Below are 16,768 nucleotides of genomic sequence, written 5' to 3' on the forward strand. Positions count from 1 at the left end.
ATGAGCCGTGGACCGCCGTCCCGCACGCTCGTCGAATTCCAAAACGTAATGGAGATCCCAATGTACGACCAATCCAAGCTATCCGAGTTGATCCGGTTCGCACGCGTGGATGCCGGCGCCACCGTCATCGACGTTTACCCAGGCGACGGCGATTGGACCCGTCTCTTCTCCGACGTCGTGGGACCCGAAGGACGGGTCTACAGCTTCGTGCCGGCCGAAGTCGCCCATTTCAAGAACGACCCGGTTGGTCGAATGCGGACGCTTGCGAAGGAGCCCGGCCGAAAGAACGTCGAAGCCGTCTCGGCGGACCTCGTGGCGATGCCGCAGGCCACACAACCAGCGGACGTTCTCTGGCTGCACCTGTTCTACCACGATCTGCACACCGCCCTGATCCAGGCCAAGGGCGCAACGGCGGAACAATTCAATCGAGCCGTCTACGAGCGGCTGAAGCCCGGCGGGTCCTACGTCATCGTAGACCACGCTGCCGCCGTCGGGGCGGGCACTAGCGACGCCCAGTCGCTGCATCGGATTGAGCCTGCATCCGTTCGCGAGGAGGTGGAGGCGGCCGGCTTCTTAATGGACGCGGAGAGCACCATACTCGCAAACAAGGACGATCCACACTCGATAAAGGTGTTCGATCCCTCGATCAAGGGTGAGACCGATCGCTTCGCCTACCGTTTCATGAAGCCTCGATAGGTCGCGGGAGCGACTGGTGCGACCTGACCGACGGGAAGACACGCTTGTCGCATCTCGACCTGTCTGCGGTGCGCGGCGGTCCACCAGCATCTCCGCTTCGCGCAGGTCTTCTTCATCCAGTCGTTGCTTCGTCCGGTCAGGTATCGAACGGCCGGTACTGGCGCCGCGCAAAGCGGCCGTTCGCAGGAATGTCCGTTCGTTGGGGGCGAAGCGGAGGTGGTAGGCTTGGCCGTCATCTTGGCGACGGCATCGAACGGACCCCCACGATTTCGCGCCGAACGAAAATCATAAGGTCGCGATCCTTCTCGTGCCTCGCGGTGGGACGACGCTCTTCACGAATAGTTCTTCCAGCAGCGGGCGGGTGACCAGTAGATCCTGCAGGGTATATTCGCTGAGCGTTGCATGAAACGCCTTCAGGGCGTTTCGCAAGGCCGAGCGCAGCAGGCAGGCCGAACTGATGCGACAGTCCTCACAGCGAGGCTCAAAGCAGCCAACGAGGGAGAAGTCCCCCTCGATGCACATCACCACGTCGCCAATGTTGATCTCGGATGGCTTCTTGGCGAGCGACAGCCCGCCGCCATTGCCGCGTACCGAGCGGACGAAGCCTTCCTGGCAGAGCCGATGGGCGACTTTCATCATGTGATTCTTCGATACGCGATAGGCGTCGGCCGTTTCCTTGACCGTCACAAGGCGGTTGGCATGCACGCCAAGCTGAATGAGCATCCGCAGCGCATAATCCGTTTGCATTGTCAGTCGCATGGAGACGATTCCATATTCATGAGGAGCGGCTGATCTTGTCTGCCAATGCAAGGAGCATTCGATCCGCGCCGGCCGCGCCGATCAAGGAAACGCCCAGCGGCAATCCAGCGAACTCTGCGAGGCCGGGCAACGTCACTTCGGGTAGTCCGGAAAGCCCGGCGATCGAGGTTAGGCGTTGTGCGCGCTGCCTGAACTCCTCAACTGCCTGACCTTTTGCATCGAGCATCGGCGCCGGTCCGGGGGCAGTGGGAATGCACAGCACTGTATTGGTCTCGACGCATACGCGGACGCTTCTGCCGAGTTCCGCGCACTTGCGCCGTGCATCCGCTGCATCGGCGTCGGTGATGGATCTGGCAAACGCAAATCGCTCGGCTATCGGCGCGCTCAAGGAGTCCCCGTGAGCGGAGATCCATGCTCCGTGTACGCGCCAGGTCTCGTGCGCGGACGCTATGCGGAATACATCGCGCCACGGGGCCAGTCCTGCCGCGCCGGCAATGGAAATCGTCGCCACCTCGCCAAAGCAGTCGCCTAGCGCGTCAACGGCATTTCGAAACACGAGCCTTGCCTCATGGTCCAGCAATTCCAGCCCCTCGCTCACGATCAAGAGCCGCGTGGGCAAGGAGGACGGCGCGACCTCCGGCAAAAGAACTTCACCTACCTGTTGGAATAATCCGGGCTCGCGCGCAAACCAGCCCACCGTATCGAAACTCGGCATCAAGGGTACGAGGCCCGCGGTGGATACCGTGCCGTGACTTGTGCGGATACCGAATAAACCGCAAAAACTGCCGGGTATGCGTACCGAGCCGCCGGTGTCGGTACCGAGCGCGAAGTCGCACAGGCTTGCGGCGACGGCCGCCGCCGAGCCGCTCGACGAGCCACCGGGCACGCGATCAGGCGCCTTGCTGTTGCGCGGTGTGCCGTAGTGGATGTTGTCGCCGTTGAGGCTATAAGCCAGCTCGTCCGTGATGGTCTTGCCGATCATGCGCGCGCCGGCGGCGAGCAAGGCCGCGACGGGTGGCGCGGTCTGCCTCGCCGGCCCATGCGTCGCCAGCCACTGTGGATTGCCCGCGCCGGTCACTCGGCCTTCGATGTCGAACAAATCCTTTACCGCGAAGGTGCGGCCGGCGAGCGGACCCGCCGGGGCGCCCGACAGCTCGAATCGCCCGTGCGGACAGAACGCGCCTACCGTATCGACCACCATCAGATCGCGGCTCGCCGTCCGCCGGCCTCATTTTTCGGCGCGTAGCCCATGCGAGCCCCCTGCTGGCGATAGCGGATCGCCAGCCAGCGATTGAACTGGCTCAGCGTCTCCTCAAGCGGCGCCAGGCGACCACGCGGTGCAAAACGCGAGAACTTGGCGCGCTGCATGGCGAGGTTGACGCTGGTATCCTGCTCACCAAGCTGGCGCGAGCCTTCCATCATCCGGCCGACGCGATCTGCGAAATCCGGCAGCGCGACCGTCGATTTTGGCATGCACCAGCCGCCGGCGGTGAACAAGCCGCCGCCGACCGTAAGCGTCGTCGGTGACAGCGGGTAGACCATTCCGTAGCAGAGCATGTCGGGTGTGAAAATGATGTTCATGGTCGGCGGCACCATGCCGAAGCCGACGCGGTGACGCTGCTTGGCACTGAGCGTTTCGATCGGCGGGAAGCAGGCGGGCGCCGCCCAGCCTTTCTCGGTGAGGCCGCCGTCCGGCGCCAGGAATGGGACGTACCGGACGATCACGTTGTCGTCGTCGCCGCGCCAGGGGTCAAATTCGGTGCCGGTGCTCGGCGCGAAGTCGTGGATGACCGGGTGGACGTATTCGGTGTGATACGGCTCGATGTAGTTCTCGAACAGCATCTTCCAGTTCCACGGCAGCGGATCCTTGATGAAGCTCGGCGGCAGCGTGACCATGGAGTCGAGATCGTAGCCTTGCATGTAAGGCTCGAGCTTGACCATGCTCGGAGCCAGCGGCTTGGCGTCCTTGTCGAAATTGATGAAGATGAAGCCATACCATATCTCGACGCGCAGCTGCGGCAGCGCGCTTTCCTCGCGCAGCTTGCGGATCTTGACGGCGTCGCTCATGCGCGGCGCCCCGACCAGCTCGCCTTCGATGGTGTAGGTCCAGCGATGGTAGGGGCAGATCAAGCGTTTGGCATTGCCGGCGCACTCTTCCACCAGCGTGTGGCCGCGGTGCCGGCACAGTGCCGACATCGCGTGAATCTCGCTGTCATGGCCGTGCACGATGATCAGCGGCTCGCCCAGCAGCGTCACAGCCATGTAATCGCCCGGCTGCGCGATCTGCTGCACCCGGCCGACGCACAGCCAGGAATGCATGAACACCGCGTCGCGCTCGAAATCGAAGAACGCCTGCGACATGTAGGCTTCCTTCGGCATGACGCGTGCACCGGCCGGATGATTGATCGGGCGATCGCTGATTTCGAGGCCGTCGAGCACCGTCGCCACGTCGGGATGAAGATGGGAATTAGCCTCCTGCATGTCGTCGCTCCTTTCCTCAAACCAGGCTATTTGGCGTCGGCCAGCGACGACAGGACATCGGTCGATCGGCAGACGAAACCGTAACACTTCTTCACGTTCCAGACGGTCGCCTGCGTGCAGAAGTCCGGCGATGTGGTGGCGCAGCAGTCCTCCATCATGATGCAGCCGTAACCGAGGAAATTCGCATCGGTGAGCGTGCAGAAAACGCACTGATCGGTGTTCACTCCCGCGAACAAGATGGTGCGGATGCCGAGATTCTTCAGGATGCTGTCGAGCGGCGTGTCCCAGAAACCGCTGATGCGATACTTGTCGACCTTGATGTCGCCTGGCTCCGGCGCGAGTTCGTCGACGACGGCCGCGGCCCAACTGTCTTTTTCCAGCACATGTGCGCCGCTGCCGGGCAGGGGCTCGCCGAGACCAACGCCAGTGCCCGCCGGCTTGTAGAGATGAATCTGGTTGGGCGGCATGTTCAGGAGATCGGGTCGGTTGCCCCAATTGACCCAGATCACCGGGACCGCGGCGGCGCGCAGCGCCGGCACGAGTTTCTGCAGCGGAGCGATCGGCGCGCGGTCCGGCGTGAAGTCCGCGCCAAGGTAGTCGACCCAGCCGCCCTTCGCGCAGAAGTCGTTCTGCATGTCGATGACGACGAGCGCGGTTCGGTTCAAATCCACAATGACGGACTGCGGCTCGCAGGCGATCGTCCGGCGGCGCGGCTCCGACAACGGCATGGCCATGTCGACCGTCGTCGCGTTGACCTGCCAGTGAAAGGTCGGCCCTTTGCCGAGCGCGTGGAATTTGGTTTCGGCGGCCGGTTCGATGTTGTCAGTCATCGCGATCCTCTGCACGGGTATCTCCGTTGTCGAAGGCAATCATGCAAAGTCCGTACCACTATCAACCGACGCCGCAGGCCCACTCGGCGCCTGCGGATGCTGGTTCGATCAACATGAATGAGGATGTTTTTAAGCGGCGGGGCATGCGAAGCGCGCGTTACATGCGCCGCCGCCGGCTCGGCCGAGCGCTTCAAACAGGCATGCGAAATGCATCTTTCGGCGTCATCGCGCTCGCATTCTGAGCATGGCGATGTCGGCACACGCCGCGAATGCGGCGATTCAGCGCTGGCACGCTCCTTGCTCGATAAAGCTCGCTCAGTTCCTCACTCGGAGAGTTCAAATGACAATCTCGCGTCGTCTCTTTATCGGCACGGGCATCGCGGGCTCTGCCGCGCTTGCATCGGGCCTCGTCAGCAGCACGGCATGGACCGCTTCGCCGGTCGCCGTCGGCATTCTCATTCCCGGTTCGAAGTCTGACAAAGGCTGGATGGAGTCGGGCTACGACGGCCTCACGGCCTCCGAGAAGAAGCACGGTGCCGCCATCAAGGTGCAGATGATCGAAAACATCAAAGACGCCGAGATGGAGCAGGCGCTGACCAACCTTGCCAGCAAGAGCGATCTCGTGATCGGCGTGGGCGGACAAACGCAGGCGGCGTTGCTGAAAGTTGCCAAGCGCTTCCCGAAGGTCAAATTCTCGATCGTGGGTGGCGCGCTCGGCGACAAGATCCCCAACGTTGCGCAGTACGACGTGAAGCAGGCGGAGATCGCCTTCCTGGCCGGCGCGGCGGCGGCGATGCTGTCGAAGACAGGTGCGGTCAGCTACGTCGGCGGCCTCGAAATCCCGTCGATCGTCAACGCCGGCAAGGAATTCGGCAATGGCGCCAAGTATATCAAGCCGGACATCAAGTACTTCGAGGCCTATGCCGGCGACTTCGACAACGTTTCCAAATCGAAAGAGGCGACACTTGCCGCGATCTCGCAGGGCGCCGATGTTCACTACCACATCCTCAACCTCGGCCTGCGCGGCATGGAGCAGGCGGCGCGCGAAAAGGGTACGCATCTGATCGGCGGCTACACCAACCGCTGCGGCGGCGATCCGCTCTACGTCGCGTATTCGGTGACCGGCGTCGGCTTCCAGGTGCAATACGCGATCGATCAGACGGTCGCCGGTACATGGGAATCCGGCTACAAGCCGTTCGGTCTGGCGATGGGCTCGGCCGCGTCGGATATGATTGTCTGCAGCGGCACGGCCGAGCAGAAGGCCAAGCTCGAGGCGATCAAGAAGGAAATTCTCTCGGGCAAGATCACGACCCTGAACGGCTGACGATGGCCGTCGCGGAAATTGCGGGCCTCGCGCCCGAACCGGAAGGCCGGCATGCGCCCGCGGGGAGCATGCTGGTGCTCGACCGCGTCTCCAAACGGTTCGGGCGCGTCCAGGCTCTCAGCGAAATTTCCCTGAATATCGTGTCCGGTGCCGTGCATTGCCTGCTCGGCGAGAATGGCGCTGGCAAGTCGACCTTGTGCAATCTCGTGTTCGGTGTCTACCAGCCGGACGCCGGCACGATGCTGTTCGATGGCAAGCCGCACGCGCCGCAGGGCCCGGCCGACGCGTTACGTGCCGGCATCGCCATGGTGCACCAGCATTTCAGCCTGGTGCCGGACATGACGGTAACTGAGAACGTGCTGCTTGGCCGCACGCGCGGTCTGCTCGACCGTAAAGCCTGGGCCGCGCGCATCCAGGCCCTGAGCGACGAATACAGCCTCGCCGTCGATCCTTCCACGCTGGTCGGCGATCTGTCGGTCGGCGAGCGGCAGCGGATCGAAATCATCAAGTGTATGATCGACAGCCCGCGGCTTATCATTTTGGACGAACCGACAGCGGTGTTGCTGCCGGAGGAAATTGCAAAGCTGATGAGCGTGTGTCGCAGCCTGGCGGAGCGCGGCTGCGCCATTGTGCTGGTCACGCACAAGCTCGCAGAGATCAAGCAGGTCGCCGACACTGTGACCGTGCTTCGTCAAGGGCGCACCGTAGCCACCTCGGCGGAGCCGGCCAAGGACATCCAACGGCTGGTGAGTGCGATGGTGCAGCGCGATCTGGCCTCGCTCGACGTCGCGCTCGCTGGGACGCTTGGTGTGAGCGAGGACGCAGTCGGAGCCGACAATGGCATTCGCGAACCGCACCTCCCGCGCGGACAGGAGGCAATGCAGCTGGATGCGCTGACAGTGAAGGATGCGAACGGCGTGCTACGCGTCGATGACGTAACTTTGACTGTCGACCGTGGCGAGATCGTCGGCGTGGCCGGCGTTGAGGGCAACGGGCAGACCGAGATCGGCCTCGTTCTTGCCGGCCTGCTAAAGCCGACATCGGGAAGGGTATTTATCGGCGGCACTGAGGCGACCAGCAAATCGCCCCGCGAGATCACCGCCATGGGCGTCGGCATCGTGCCAGAGGACCGCCACGCGATTGCCTGCATCAGCTCAATGTCGCTGGCCGAAAACATGTATCTCAACCGGCTCGACGGCTTCCGCCGCTTCGGTTTGTTGCGGCGCGGCCAAATGGAGCGCGAGGCGGCCACGCTGATGACGCAGTTCGACGTGCGTGCGGACGGGCCGCGCACGCCGTTTTCCAGCCTGTCTGGCGGCAACCAGCAGAAAGCTGTGCTGGCACGCGAGCTGACAACCGAGCGGCTCCTGTTCCTGCTCGCGGCGCAGCCGACGCGCGGGCTTGACGTCGGCGCGGTGGAAGCGGTCTACAAGTCGATCCGCAAGACGTGTGAGGCGGGAGTCGGCGTATTGCTGATTTCCTCCGAGCTCGACGAATTGATCGCGGTGGCGCACCGCATCGTTGTGCTTTACCGCGGGCGCATTATCGGCGAACGCCGCGCGCATCCGAAATTCCGGCACGATATCGGCATGTTGATGGCGGGGCAGCAACCATGGGCGTGAACGCCATTTCACCCGCCACGCCATCAATGTGGCAAAGTTTGATCCGCAACGAGATCGCGGTGGCGTTCGCCGCCGTTCTGGGCGCGCTGATCATCGGACTCCTGCTGATCGTCATGATTGGCGTGCCGCTGTCGGACGCAATCGGCGCTTTCTTTGATGGCGCCTTCGGCTCCGGCTACGCAATTGCCGCCTCGATCAACCGCGCCACTGTATTCGCGGCCGTGGGCCTCGGCTTTATCTTCGCCAACCAGGCCAACCTGACCAATGTGGGCGGTGAAGGCCAAATCGCGGTGGGAGGCATCGCGGCCGCGGCCGTCGCGTTGAAAACGCCGGTAGCCGGTCTGCCGATCGGGCTCGCCTTCATCTTCCCGATGTTGGCCGCCGTCATCGCGGGCGCGGCCTGGGGCGGCATGTGCGGCGTGCTCAAGGTGAAGGTCGGCACCAACGAGGTCATCAGTTCGCTCCTCCTCACCTTCATCGGAATCTGGCTCCTGTACTGGAGCGTACAGTCGACCGAATTGCTGCGCCAGCCGATGACCAATACGGCAACGCTGCCAGAAACGCTGGAAATCCCGGACGCGACCAAGCTCCCCGCCCTGCTGGACGTCGCCGGGCCGCTCAACATCGGTCTCGTCTTCGTGGTCATTCTCGCTGTGATCATCGGGCTGGCGCTGCACAAGGGCGTGCTGGGCCTGCGGCTGCGGGCAGCCGGCCTCAATGAGCTCGCCTCACGGCGCGCCGGCATTTCTTATGACCGATACGTGGTCCTGGCGATGGCTGTTGCCGGCGGTTTCGGCGGTCTTGCCGGCGCCATCATGCTGCAAGGCGATCAATACGTGCTCAAGGATGGCTTCACATCGGGCTACGGCTTCGATGGCCTCGTCGTTGGCCTGTTGGCACGGGGTTCCAGCATCGGCGTCGTTCTCGGTGCCTTGTTCTTCGGCTTCCTGCGCTCGGGTGGCATCAACATGGAAATGACGGCGCGGGTGCCCTCCGCCGTGGTGGTGATCATTCAGGGTTTGGTGATCATTGCCATCGCCGCCTCCGGCTATTGGCTATCGCGCAACGAAGGCAAACGATGACCCTTGAGCAATTCGCCGTCTTTGTTGGTTCGTCTCTGCGGCTAGCCACGCCATTGTTGTTCGGCGCCACGGGTGAAATCGTCAGCGAAAAGGCCGGCGTGCTGAACATGAGCGTCGAGGGTATGATGCTCACGGCCGCCTTCGGCGGCGCCTATGGCTCCCTTGTCTCCGGCAGTGCGGCGGTCGGGCTCGTGATCGGTGTTGTCTCGGTGGTACCGGTGGCACTGCTGCAGGCGTTCCTGAGCAATACGCTGCGCGTCAACCAGATCGTCAGTGGCATCGGCATCAACATCCTGGCGCTGGGCGCGACCACGCTGGCCTACCGCGAGATATTCGGCGCCCGGTCGAGCCAGCTCGTTGACGGCTTTGCGACGTGGGTGCCGCCGATTTTGGGACAAATCCCGGTGATCGGTAAACCGATCTTCGAACAGGTCTGGATATTCTATCTGGCGGTGGCGCTATTCGTGCTGGTGGCGTTCGGACTCAAGCATACCGCGCTGGGTCTCGCGCTACGTGCTGTCGGCGTCGATCCCAAAGCTGCCCACCATGCAGGTATTTCTGTCACGCTGGTGCGATATGGCGCAGTTATGTTTGCCGGGCTGTGCTCGGCGCTCGGTGGCGTCTTCATTTCGCTCGGCAACATTCATACATTCACCGAAGGCATGACCAGCGGCGCCGGCTATCTTGCCATTACCGCGGTGATCTTCGGCAATTGGCGCGTATGGCGCATGGTCGGCGCCTGCCTGCTATTCGGCGCCGCCACAGCGCTGCAATTCCAATTGTCGCCGCTGGGCATCGAAGTGCCGACCGCCTTCCTGATCATGTTGCCCTACGTGCTCGCCTTCGTGGCCGTGACCGGCCTTGTCGGCCGTCAGACGCCGCCGGCGGCGCTCACGCTGCCATTTCTCGGCGGCAAATGACCGCCGATGACAGTTATGGCTGCTTCTGCGCTGGCGCATTTGCGCCAGTCACGGGTGCGGACGTCGGCCCTTTGCGCGGGTTCACCTTTGCCGTCAAAGACCTGATCGATACTCGCGGTAGCGTCACCGGGGCAGGCAACCCGGACTGGCGCAGCACGCATGCGGTGGCAACGGCGAACGCGCCAGTGGTGCAGCAGCTCCTCGAGGCCGCTGCGACGATGGTCGGACGTACCATCACGGATGAGTTGGCCTTTAGTCTGGAAGGCGAGAACTTCTTCGAGGGCACGCCGGTGAATCCTCTCGCGCCGGACCGGCTGCCCGGTGGCTCGTCGAGCGGATCGGCGGCGGCGGTCGCGGCCGGTCTCGTCGATTTCGCGCTTGGTACCGACACCGGAGGTTCGGTGCGCGTGCCGGCAGCGTTTTGCGGTGTCTACGGTCTTCGTCCAACGCATGGCGTCATTCCGACTGCCGGTGTGGTTCCCTTCGCTCCAAGTCTCGACACGGTTGGTTGGCTGGCGCGTGATGCCGCGACGCTCGCCAGGGTGGGCGACGTCCTGCTGCCAAAAACAACGGTCGAACCGGTCAGGCGCGTCTTCGTCGCCCGAGACGCGTTTGCGTTGGCCGACCAGGGCGTGCAAAACGCGCTCGACGAGGCTATGCGCGCGATGGCGCTGCCGAGCGACGTCCTGGATGTTTTTCCGGGCACTGTCGACGACATGGCGCGTACTTATCAGGTCGTGCAGGCGATCGACATCATCGCCGCGCTCGGGCCGTGGCTCAAGGAAGTCCAGCCGCGGTTCGGACCTGCCATTGCGCCGCGCTTTGCCGGCATTCATGATTATACCGCCGCGGACATGGCAGCTGCGCAGCTCTTGCGCGAGAAACTTCGCGTCCGCTTGACTGATTTTTTCGTGACGCATCCCGATGCAGTCATCCTCCTCCCGTCGGCCCCCTGTGTAGCCTTGCAACGCGGGCTCGCAGGTCTCGACATTGCAGCTTTCTACCGGGCTGCGCTGGCAACCGGCGCGGTCGCGGGCCTTGCCGGCCTGCCGCAAATATCGATACCGATTGTGCATGCAGGTGAGTTGCCGATCGGGCTTGGGGCCATTGCAGCAAAGGGCAGCGATCGCGCGCTCCTTGCATTTGCGAGCAGCCGCCAGATTGGAAGATGACCTCCGGAGTGTATCAAAAGCGGCGTCTGGACCGACTTGGAGGGATGCGGATCACCGCTCGCAATGTCTGGGCCGCGCCCGGCACAAGTCGTTCCGCAAACCATCAATTTCCTGAAAATACCTTGGCCTGATCGGCACTCTTGCGCTTATTGTCTGTCGCGGGCCCGGCGGGTGCGCCGCGCACCCCAAAGCGCCGAAGGAAAATGGCATCCGAGCATCCGATTTCGCACAACATTGTTCTCGAACGGCTGCGCGCCGCGCGGGAATCGTTGCAGTTTCAGTACGCAGGCCGAAACAGTTAGCCATCTGCGCGACTGCTGCACGCTAGACCTGCTAAGATCGGCCATAAAACTCGTGCGTTAAGCTTGCTGTCTGCCGCGGAAGTTAATTCTGGAACACGTCGCCGCGGCCGGACAAAAGATAACCGCGACACTAACCTTTATTGGCCAGGTTAAATCAATCAAGACATTGCTCTACCTTCGCGCCGCGTTATGACCATGTGTGATTCTTGGTGAGAGCAATTATGCTTTGGACGATGATGGAAACCGTATCCTGATTGGATTGACGGTCGAAGAGACGCGAGAGTTTCTAGAGCTCACCGATTTGCTCGCTAGCATCAGTCCTGGGCAACCGCTCTCGTCCATCGACTGGACGTCGGCCAAGGAAATGCGTTGGTTAGTGCTCATGCAAAAGCATTCTCTAGAGCTCGAAAAACATCTACGCCCCGGTGGGAGTAAGCATTGATAACACGACGCCGCCACCGGGGTTCAGCGCCTTCATGACCCCAATCCGCGTGTCCAAAATCCGTCGAGTTAAGAAAGTGCTACCAGTTAGACGGCGGTCTTGACGTGCTGAGTAGTAGATCATTTAACGTGACGGGTTGCTGAGCTAGACCAAGGTGCTTGGAGCGTCTCATAATTCGGCGATGGCAAGCAGTATTTGGACGACCGAATATTTCAGCTGTCCCAGTTGCGGGCTGCCTTACAGCGCGACAAGGGAGCACCACTCAGAAAAGCATTCAGGCAGCTTCAAATGTGAGGTTTGCGCGACCAAAGTCCACGTGTGGTCAGGTAATTATGACTTTTTCGATTGGAAAGTCGACCAGGTGAAGTCGCCCGTGTTTGGGAAAAGGTGGGGGTGAACGAGCATCGGGTGTTCGAACCTAATCTGCCCGCCGCGCTCAACTACGCTGCGACCTTATCTTCCTTGTCGGCTTCGGCCAGCCGTGCCAGTGCGATGAAGAGGTGTTGCGGATGTTGGTCACCGGCGGTCCGCCGGTGCGCGGCGCTCCGGACTCCGTGGGGCAGCCCAGTACTCGGATTGCCCGATAACGGCCAAGCCAGGTCGGGGGACATAAGGGGCGGCGATCAACCGGCACCTACCTGGCGAGCCGGCTCTCAGAGCCATAGCAAGTATTTCGTTTCGCTAAGCCGCCGTTGCTTGCTCGCGAGGCGCTCGATCGGCAAGACGCTGTCTAAGGGCGTCGATTGTCACCTTGAGATTGTCGCGCCGATCGAGGAGGGCACTCGCCAGCATTGGATACCTGACATCGGACCGGTCGGAAACGCGGGCGCGTTCTTCTTGGGTCGCGATCTCGCATTCGATCAGTTGGACGGTGCGGACAAGATCAGGCAGTATCTTACTGATCACTGCAGTTTCGCGCGCTGTCTCAAAACGGGGCTGTATATTCATTTTGGTGCTCCGAATGGCTTAGTTCGGCACACCTAAAGATAGTGGCCGAACAGTTGAAGCACACATCGCAAGTTGTTGGCCAAGAAGCGTACCTTGCACCAATGTTTGACGCATCAGTGCAGAGGAGGCTGCAATGCGCGACGTTTCAAAACCGAAGTTCATCGGCTCGACGTTCTGTAACCAATGTCAGAGCCAGGTGAAGTTTTATATCGATGAGGCTCGTGCATCTGGAAAGTGTCAGCTCGTAGTCGTTTATGAGAATGGTGAACCCGACTTCATGGCCGGCATTCCTGATGAGTGGGCAGATGAAAACGTGCAGGACTTCATCTTCTGGCCGATGAAAAATCCGAACTCGCCCTTTCCCGCATGGGAGGTGCCGGCGCGCGCCTATGGCAGTCTAATGCTCTATGCTTGGTGGAAGGGCCGCCCTCCGCTTCAGCGAGCAGCTCAGAAATAGCTTACGGATTAGCTGGTGCACCTTTGCTTCGGAGGGCCACGCTAAGCGACTGCCTGAAAATAGCAATTTGAGATGGTTGCATGATGGATCGCCAACCCCGGGATAACCCCGGCTGCGTCAGCAACGAACGAAAATAACTAATATCGTATGAAGCCAAAACTCTCGACTTTTCAGCGCTATGCGGCCCGATAACTGGGTTCGGGACGCAGTGGACCGTCCGCTTCAGACGGCGACGATCAGCGAATGTCGGGATCGGTGATTGCGAGTCTCGGCGACAAAGTTGAGACGCCAAACATGGGTTGAGCCACGATTTCCGTCGCGGTCCAAACGGACTCCAACACCAATCGGGCAGGGCGCCTGAGTCGGTGAATCATGAGTTAATTTTCCGGCAAATTTCGCCGCTCGTCGCCCCCGCGACTCAGTCTATGACGTCTTCGTCGCACGAAAAATGCGGGTGCACACAGATGCCAAATTCGGATGATGTCGCCATCCACGAGATGCTTTGGGAACGCGTCCTGTCCCTGCTCGTCGTGGGTGCCAGCGTGCTGGGCGGAAGCACCGTGTTGCTGATACAGGCGCTACCACCATTGCTTCACGGATTTCCATAGAGGCGCAAAACGGGTTTTGACTGCGACCATGGGGATCGCAACCGCCATTCTGACCACGAAGAATTCTGTAATGATCTCAATGGGCCAAACAGACCGAAAATGTCAGAACGGCCTGAAAACACTACAAGATTTTCTGACTTCCAAGCTGAATGCGACGCTTAGATGCCTGCTGCCTACTGCCGCTGTTCACGCGGCTGTCTCGAACAACAATTTGAGACGGTTGGGATTTAAACCTACTAAACGGACAGCTCAAACGTACGCTGGTAGCGTACGAACGGCGGTTCTTGGTAAATTTGAAGATGCCGCGTAGCGAGTTACGCTGTCCGCCAAAAAGAAGGCAGGACCCCAAGGTAGTGTGAGCGATGTAGCGGACCACTGACTCGAACCTCCGACCGCTCACCCAGCCCCCCGCACGCGCACCAAAAGATCCGAGTGCTGCAGCGAGGCGTTCTCGCCGAGAACGCCGCATTGAAATCGCAACGAACTGGGACTCTCGGTCCACCCCGCTGGGCAACGCGGGACTAAAATGCGGCGTGACCGATACGTCGGACGTAGGGTCGCGGCGAGCGTGCTGCGATGGGCCACGGCAGGAGTTTTGCAAACGTCTCAGAAGTGGCCGGAAATAGCCGGATCAAAATATAGGGAGTTTGCAAAACCAGGTGAGAGATTTCAAAGGCTTAGCACAAAAGCTGTTGTGCTACCGTTACACCATTCCCCAAGAATTGCTCAACGACATCAGTATCTTAGATGGTCATCCGGGCAATTGCTCCGGCCGGATTCGTGAGGATCCGGCGATCTGGCGCTCTTCTACTCGCTACCTCCCGCCCTTGGCAAGCGCGCGGGGATGGCGTTGTTGCAGGGGGGCCGGCAAATCCCGGGTCATTGTGTGGCGCAGGCCACGGTCAGGATTGGGCGTATGAGCCTTTCTTTCGAAGAGCTGGATTTCCGTCCGACGCCGATGGGCGTGCTGAGCCTGAGGCGCCGCAGGCGGCCGATGTCCGATGTCGATGTTTACGAAATCAAGCTTGGCGATGAATTCCTGATGTCGAGCCAGTTCACGGCGGCAGAGGTCGAATTGGCCCGGCTCGGTCTGGCGGCGCTGGGTCGAGCGGATCTCGACGTGGTGGTCGGCGGCCTCGGGCTCGGCTACACCGCACGCGCGGTGCTCGAGAATGCCGGCGTGCGATCCCTGATCGTGGTCGATGCGCTTGCCGAGGTCATCGAATGGCACGAGCAGGGATTGCTTCCACTCGGCAAGGAGCTGACGGGCGATCCGCGCTGCCGTTTTGTCAACGGCGACTTCTTCGCGATGTCGTCCTCCGCCGAAGGGTTCGATCATCGTTCGCAGGTCCGGCGTTTCGATGCCGTGCTGGTGGATATCGATCACTCGCCGCGCAAGTTGCTGCATCCGCGCCACGCCGCGCTGTACGAGCCGGAAGGGCTGGCCCGGCTTGCCGGTCATCTCAATCCAGGTGGTGTTTTCGCGCTCTGGTCGAACGATCCGCCGGATGATGCTTTTGAGCGTGTCCTGACCGGTGCGTTTGCAACCTCGACCTCCCACGTCGTGACCTTCGACAATCTGCGCGGAGACCACGATGTCAGCAATACGGTCTACGTGGCCGTGAAAGCGGACTTGCCATTGCCGAGGTGATCGTCGATGCGGCGCCGAGCGATAGGAGTCTGACGGCGTCCGCGGACGCCAACTTGCCGATGCCAACCGGCCATGCAATGCTTGCGCTACCAATAAAACAAGCGCCGGGCGGTGATGCCCGGCATATCCAGGGCCAAAAGAGCCCGGTACCGGGTGGGACGGAGATTTTCAAAATGAGATTGAAACATATCGTAGGGCTGCTTTCTGCCGTCGCGATGTCAGCTGTGATCGCGGGCTCGGCTGCGGCCCAGGACAAGACGGTCAAGATCGGCGCGATCTTCCCCCTGAGCGGCAACGCGGCCAGCGCCGGCGTGCATGGCAAGGCGGCGATCGAAACCGCAGTGGAAATCATCAACAGCGGCAATCCCGCGCTCGGCAATCTTCCGGTGACCAAGAATGCGGGACTCAAGGGCCTCGGCGGCGCCAAGGTCGAAGTGGTGTTTGCCGACAACCAGGGCAGCCCCGCTACCGGGCAGAACCAGGCGCTTCGCCTGATCACGGAAGAAAAAGTGGTGGCACTCACCGGCGCCTATCAGTCCGGCGTCACGCTGACGGCGAGCGCTATCGCCGAGAAATACGGCATTCCCTTCGTCAATGGCGAGTCGGTTGCGGCCAATCTCACCGAGCGCGGTTTCAAATGGTTCTTCCGCACGACGCCGGTGGCCGGCGATTTCGCCAGAATCTATCTCGACTTCCTCAAGGAGATGAAGGCGGGCGGACAGAAGGTCGATAACGTCGCCCTCGTTCACGAGAACACCGAATACGGCACGTCGGTCGCGAACGTCATCACCGGCCTGTTCAAGGAAAACGGGCTCCCGATCGCGCAGGACATCGCCTATTCGGCCAACACCACCGACGTGCAGAGCCAGGTGCTGCAGCTCAAGGACAAGAAGCCGGACGTGGTGATCATGATCAGCTACACGTCGGATGCGATCCTCTACGCCAAGACATTCCAGGCGCTGGACTACAAGCCGCCGATGATGATCGCCGACAACGCCGGCTATTCCGATCCGTCGACGCTGAAGGCCGTCGGAAAGCAGATTCAGGGCATCTTCAATCGCTCCTCTTTTGCGATCGGCACTGCGGGGTCGCCGACCTTCCTGATCAACGAGATCTACAAGAAGAAGAGCGGCGGCGACGATCTCGACGATACCGCGGCGCGACAGATGCAGGGCTTCTTCGTGCTGGTCGATGCGATCGATCGTGCCGGCTCGACCGAGCCTGCGAAGATTCAGGCCGCGCTGAAGGCCACCGACCTCAAGCCCGATCAATTGATCATGGGCTACAAGGGCGTGAAGTTCGACGACAAGGGCCAGAATGTGCTGGCCGCCGGACTGGTGATCCAGCTTCAGGATGGCGAGAATTACGTGCCGGTCTGGCCGAAGCAACTCGCCAAGACGGCGCCCGTGTTTCCCTACAAGGGCTGGTAATGATCGGGAACGGGCGGGATTTCGATCCCGCCTTTTTTGATTTC

General features: G+C 61.3%; 13 protein-coding genes and 1 pseudogene. 9 read left to right on the forward strand and 5 right to left on the reverse strand.

Going from position 1 to position 16,768, the window contains the following annotated elements; translation table 11 throughout:
- Positions 1-60 precede the first annotated feature (60 nt).
- Positions 61-696: a class I SAM-dependent methyltransferase gene (locus ACPPVP_RS19170; RefSeq protein WP_426537015.1), complete on the forward strand. Its 636-nt coding sequence runs from the start codon at positions 61-63 to the stop codon at positions 694-696.
- 285 nt (positions 697-981) lie between these two features.
- Here the strand turns inward: ACPPVP_RS19170 and ACPPVP_RS19175 are convergent, their stop codons facing one another.
- The 4 genes from ACPPVP_RS19175 to ACPPVP_RS19190 are packed head-to-tail and all read right to left on the reverse strand — an operon-like array spanning position 982 to position 4,766.
- Positions 982-1,455 (reverse strand): RrF2 family transcriptional regulator, encoded by a 474-nt coding sequence (locus ACPPVP_RS19175; RefSeq protein ID WP_426537017.1) that lies wholly within the window; start codon positions 1,453-1,455, stop codon positions 982-984.
- 16 nt (positions 1,456-1,471) lie between these two features.
- Complete coding sequence (locus ACPPVP_RS19180; protein ID WP_426537019.1) at positions 1,472-2,656, reverse strand: amidase; 1,185 nt, start codon at positions 2,654-2,656, stop codon at positions 1,472-1,474.
- Positions 2,656-3,936 (reverse strand): aromatic ring-hydroxylating oxygenase subunit alpha, encoded by a 1,281-nt coding sequence (locus ACPPVP_RS19185; protein WP_426537021.1) that lies wholly within the window; start codon positions 3,934-3,936, stop codon positions 2,656-2,658. Before ACPPVP_RS19185 ends, ACPPVP_RS19180 begins: the two co-directional genes overlap by 1 nt.
- A 26-nt stretch (positions 3,937-3,962) precedes the next feature.
- Positions 3,963-4,766 (reverse strand): cysteine hydrolase family protein, encoded by an 804-nt coding sequence (locus ACPPVP_RS19190; protein WP_426537023.1) that lies wholly within the window; start codon positions 4,764-4,766, stop codon positions 3,963-3,965.
- A 340-nt stretch (positions 4,767-5,106) separates the two neighbouring features.
- On the opposite strand from ACPPVP_RS19190, the gene ACPPVP_RS19195 reads away from it, so the two are divergent.
- From ACPPVP_RS19195 to ACPPVP_RS19215, 5 genes are read left to right on the forward strand one after another with little or no spacing between them, the layout of a single operon-like run.
- Positions 5,107-6,090, forward strand: coding sequence for a BMP family protein (locus tag ACPPVP_RS19195; protein ID WP_426537025.1), 984 nt, complete (start codon positions 5,107-5,109; stop codon positions 6,088-6,090).
- 2 nt (positions 6,091-6,092) lie between these two features.
- Positions 6,093-7,712, forward strand: a complete 1,620-nt coding sequence (locus tag ACPPVP_RS19200; RefSeq protein ID WP_426537027.1) for an ABC transporter ATP-binding protein — start codon at positions 6,093-6,095, stop codon at positions 7,710-7,712.
- Positions 7,703-8,794: an ABC transporter permease gene (locus ACPPVP_RS19205; RefSeq protein WP_426537029.1), complete on the forward strand. Its 1,092-nt coding sequence runs from the start codon at positions 7,703-7,705 to the stop codon at positions 8,792-8,794. The genes ACPPVP_RS19200 and ACPPVP_RS19205 overlap by 10 nt, the downstream gene beginning before the upstream one ends.
- Complete coding sequence (locus ACPPVP_RS19210; RefSeq protein WP_426537031.1) at positions 8,791-9,714, forward strand: ABC transporter permease; 924 nt, start codon at positions 8,791-8,793, stop codon at positions 9,712-9,714. Before ACPPVP_RS19205 ends, ACPPVP_RS19210 begins: the two co-directional genes overlap by 4 nt.
- Complete coding sequence (locus ACPPVP_RS19215) at positions 9,711-10,886, forward strand: amidase (protein WP_426537033.1); 1,176 nt, start codon at positions 9,711-9,713, stop codon at positions 10,884-10,886. Before ACPPVP_RS19210 ends, ACPPVP_RS19215 begins: the two co-directional genes overlap by 4 nt.
- A 1,201-nt stretch (positions 10,887-12,087) precedes the next feature.
- On the opposite strand, the pseudogene ACPPVP_RS19220 reads toward ACPPVP_RS19215, so the two are convergent.
- Positions 12,088-12,171 (reverse strand): annotated as a pseudogene (locus ACPPVP_RS19220) (SOS response-associated peptidase); the annotation flags it as partial.
- Between the two features lie 540 nt (positions 12,172-12,711).
- On the opposite strand from ACPPVP_RS19220, the gene ACPPVP_RS19225 reads away from it, so the two are divergent.
- The 3 genes from ACPPVP_RS19225 to ACPPVP_RS19235 all read left to right on the forward strand — a co-directional run bounded on the left by ACPPVP_RS19225 (position 12,712) and on the right by ACPPVP_RS19235 (position 16,724).
- A complete protein-coding gene (locus ACPPVP_RS19225; RefSeq protein ID WP_426537035.1) occupies positions 12,712-13,035 on the forward strand; it encodes a hypothetical protein in 324 nt (107 codons plus the stop codon).
- A gap of 1,524 nt (positions 13,036-14,559) precedes the next feature.
- Complete coding sequence (locus ACPPVP_RS19230; RefSeq protein ID WP_426537037.1) at positions 14,560-15,294, forward strand: spermidine synthase; 735 nt, start codon at positions 14,560-14,562, stop codon at positions 15,292-15,294.
- 173 nt (positions 15,295-15,467) lie between these two features.
- Positions 15,468-16,724 (forward strand): ABC transporter substrate-binding protein, encoded by a 1,257-nt coding sequence (locus ACPPVP_RS19235; protein WP_426537039.1) that lies wholly within the window; start codon positions 15,468-15,470, stop codon positions 16,722-16,724.
- The last annotated feature ends 44 nt before the right edge of the window (positions 16,725-16,768 follow it).

This window comes from Bradyrhizobium sp. McL0615 (assembly GCF_049993905.1).
GTDB lineage: Bacteria > Pseudomonadota > Alphaproteobacteria > Rhizobiales > Xanthobacteraceae > Bradyrhizobium.

Excerpts from the sequence above, each read along its gene's own strand:
- ACPPVP_RS19170 (WP_426537015.1), top strand. The coding sequence starts at position 61 with ATGTACGACCAATCCAAGCTATCCGAGTTGATCCGGTTCGCACGCGTG.
- ACPPVP_RS19175 (WP_426537017.1), bottom strand. The coding sequence starts at position 1,455 with ATGCGACTGACAATGCAAACGGATTATGCGCTGCGGATGCTCATTCAG.
- ACPPVP_RS19180 (WP_426537019.1), bottom strand. The coding sequence starts at position 2,656 with ATGGTGGTCGATACGGTAGGCGCGTTCTGTCCGCACGGGCGATTCGAG.
- ACPPVP_RS19185 (WP_426537021.1), bottom strand. The coding sequence starts at position 3,936 with ATGCAGGAGGCTAATTCCCATCTTCATCCCGACGTGGCGACGGTGCTC.
- ACPPVP_RS19190 (WP_426537023.1), bottom strand. The coding sequence starts at position 4,766 with ATGACTGACAACATCGAACCGGCCGCCGAAACCAAATTCCACGCGCTC.
- ACPPVP_RS19195 (WP_426537025.1), top strand. The coding sequence starts at position 5,107 with ATGACAATCTCGCGTCGTCTCTTTATCGGCACGGGCATCGCGGGCTCT.
- ACPPVP_RS19200 (WP_426537027.1), top strand. The coding sequence starts at position 6,093 with ATGGCCGTCGCGGAAATTGCGGGCCTCGCGCCCGAACCGGAAGGCCGG.
- ACPPVP_RS19205 (WP_426537029.1), top strand. The coding sequence starts at position 7,703 with ATGGGCGTGAACGCCATTTCACCCGCCACGCCATCAATGTGGCAAAGT.
- ACPPVP_RS19210 (WP_426537031.1), top strand. The coding sequence starts at position 8,791 with ATGACCCTTGAGCAATTCGCCGTCTTTGTTGGTTCGTCTCTGCGGCTA.
- ACPPVP_RS19215 (WP_426537033.1), top strand. The coding sequence starts at position 9,711 with ATGACCGCCGATGACAGTTATGGCTGCTTCTGCGCTGGCGCATTTGCG.
- ACPPVP_RS19225 (WP_426537035.1), top strand. The coding sequence starts at position 12,712 with ATGCGCGACGTTTCAAAACCGAAGTTCATCGGCTCGACGTTCTGTAAC.
- ACPPVP_RS19230 (WP_426537037.1), top strand. The coding sequence starts at position 14,560 with ATGAGCCTTTCTTTCGAAGAGCTGGATTTCCGTCCGACGCCGATGGGC.
- ACPPVP_RS19235 (WP_426537039.1), top strand. The coding sequence starts at position 15,468 with ATGAGATTGAAACATATCGTAGGGCTGCTTTCTGCCGTCGCGATGTCA.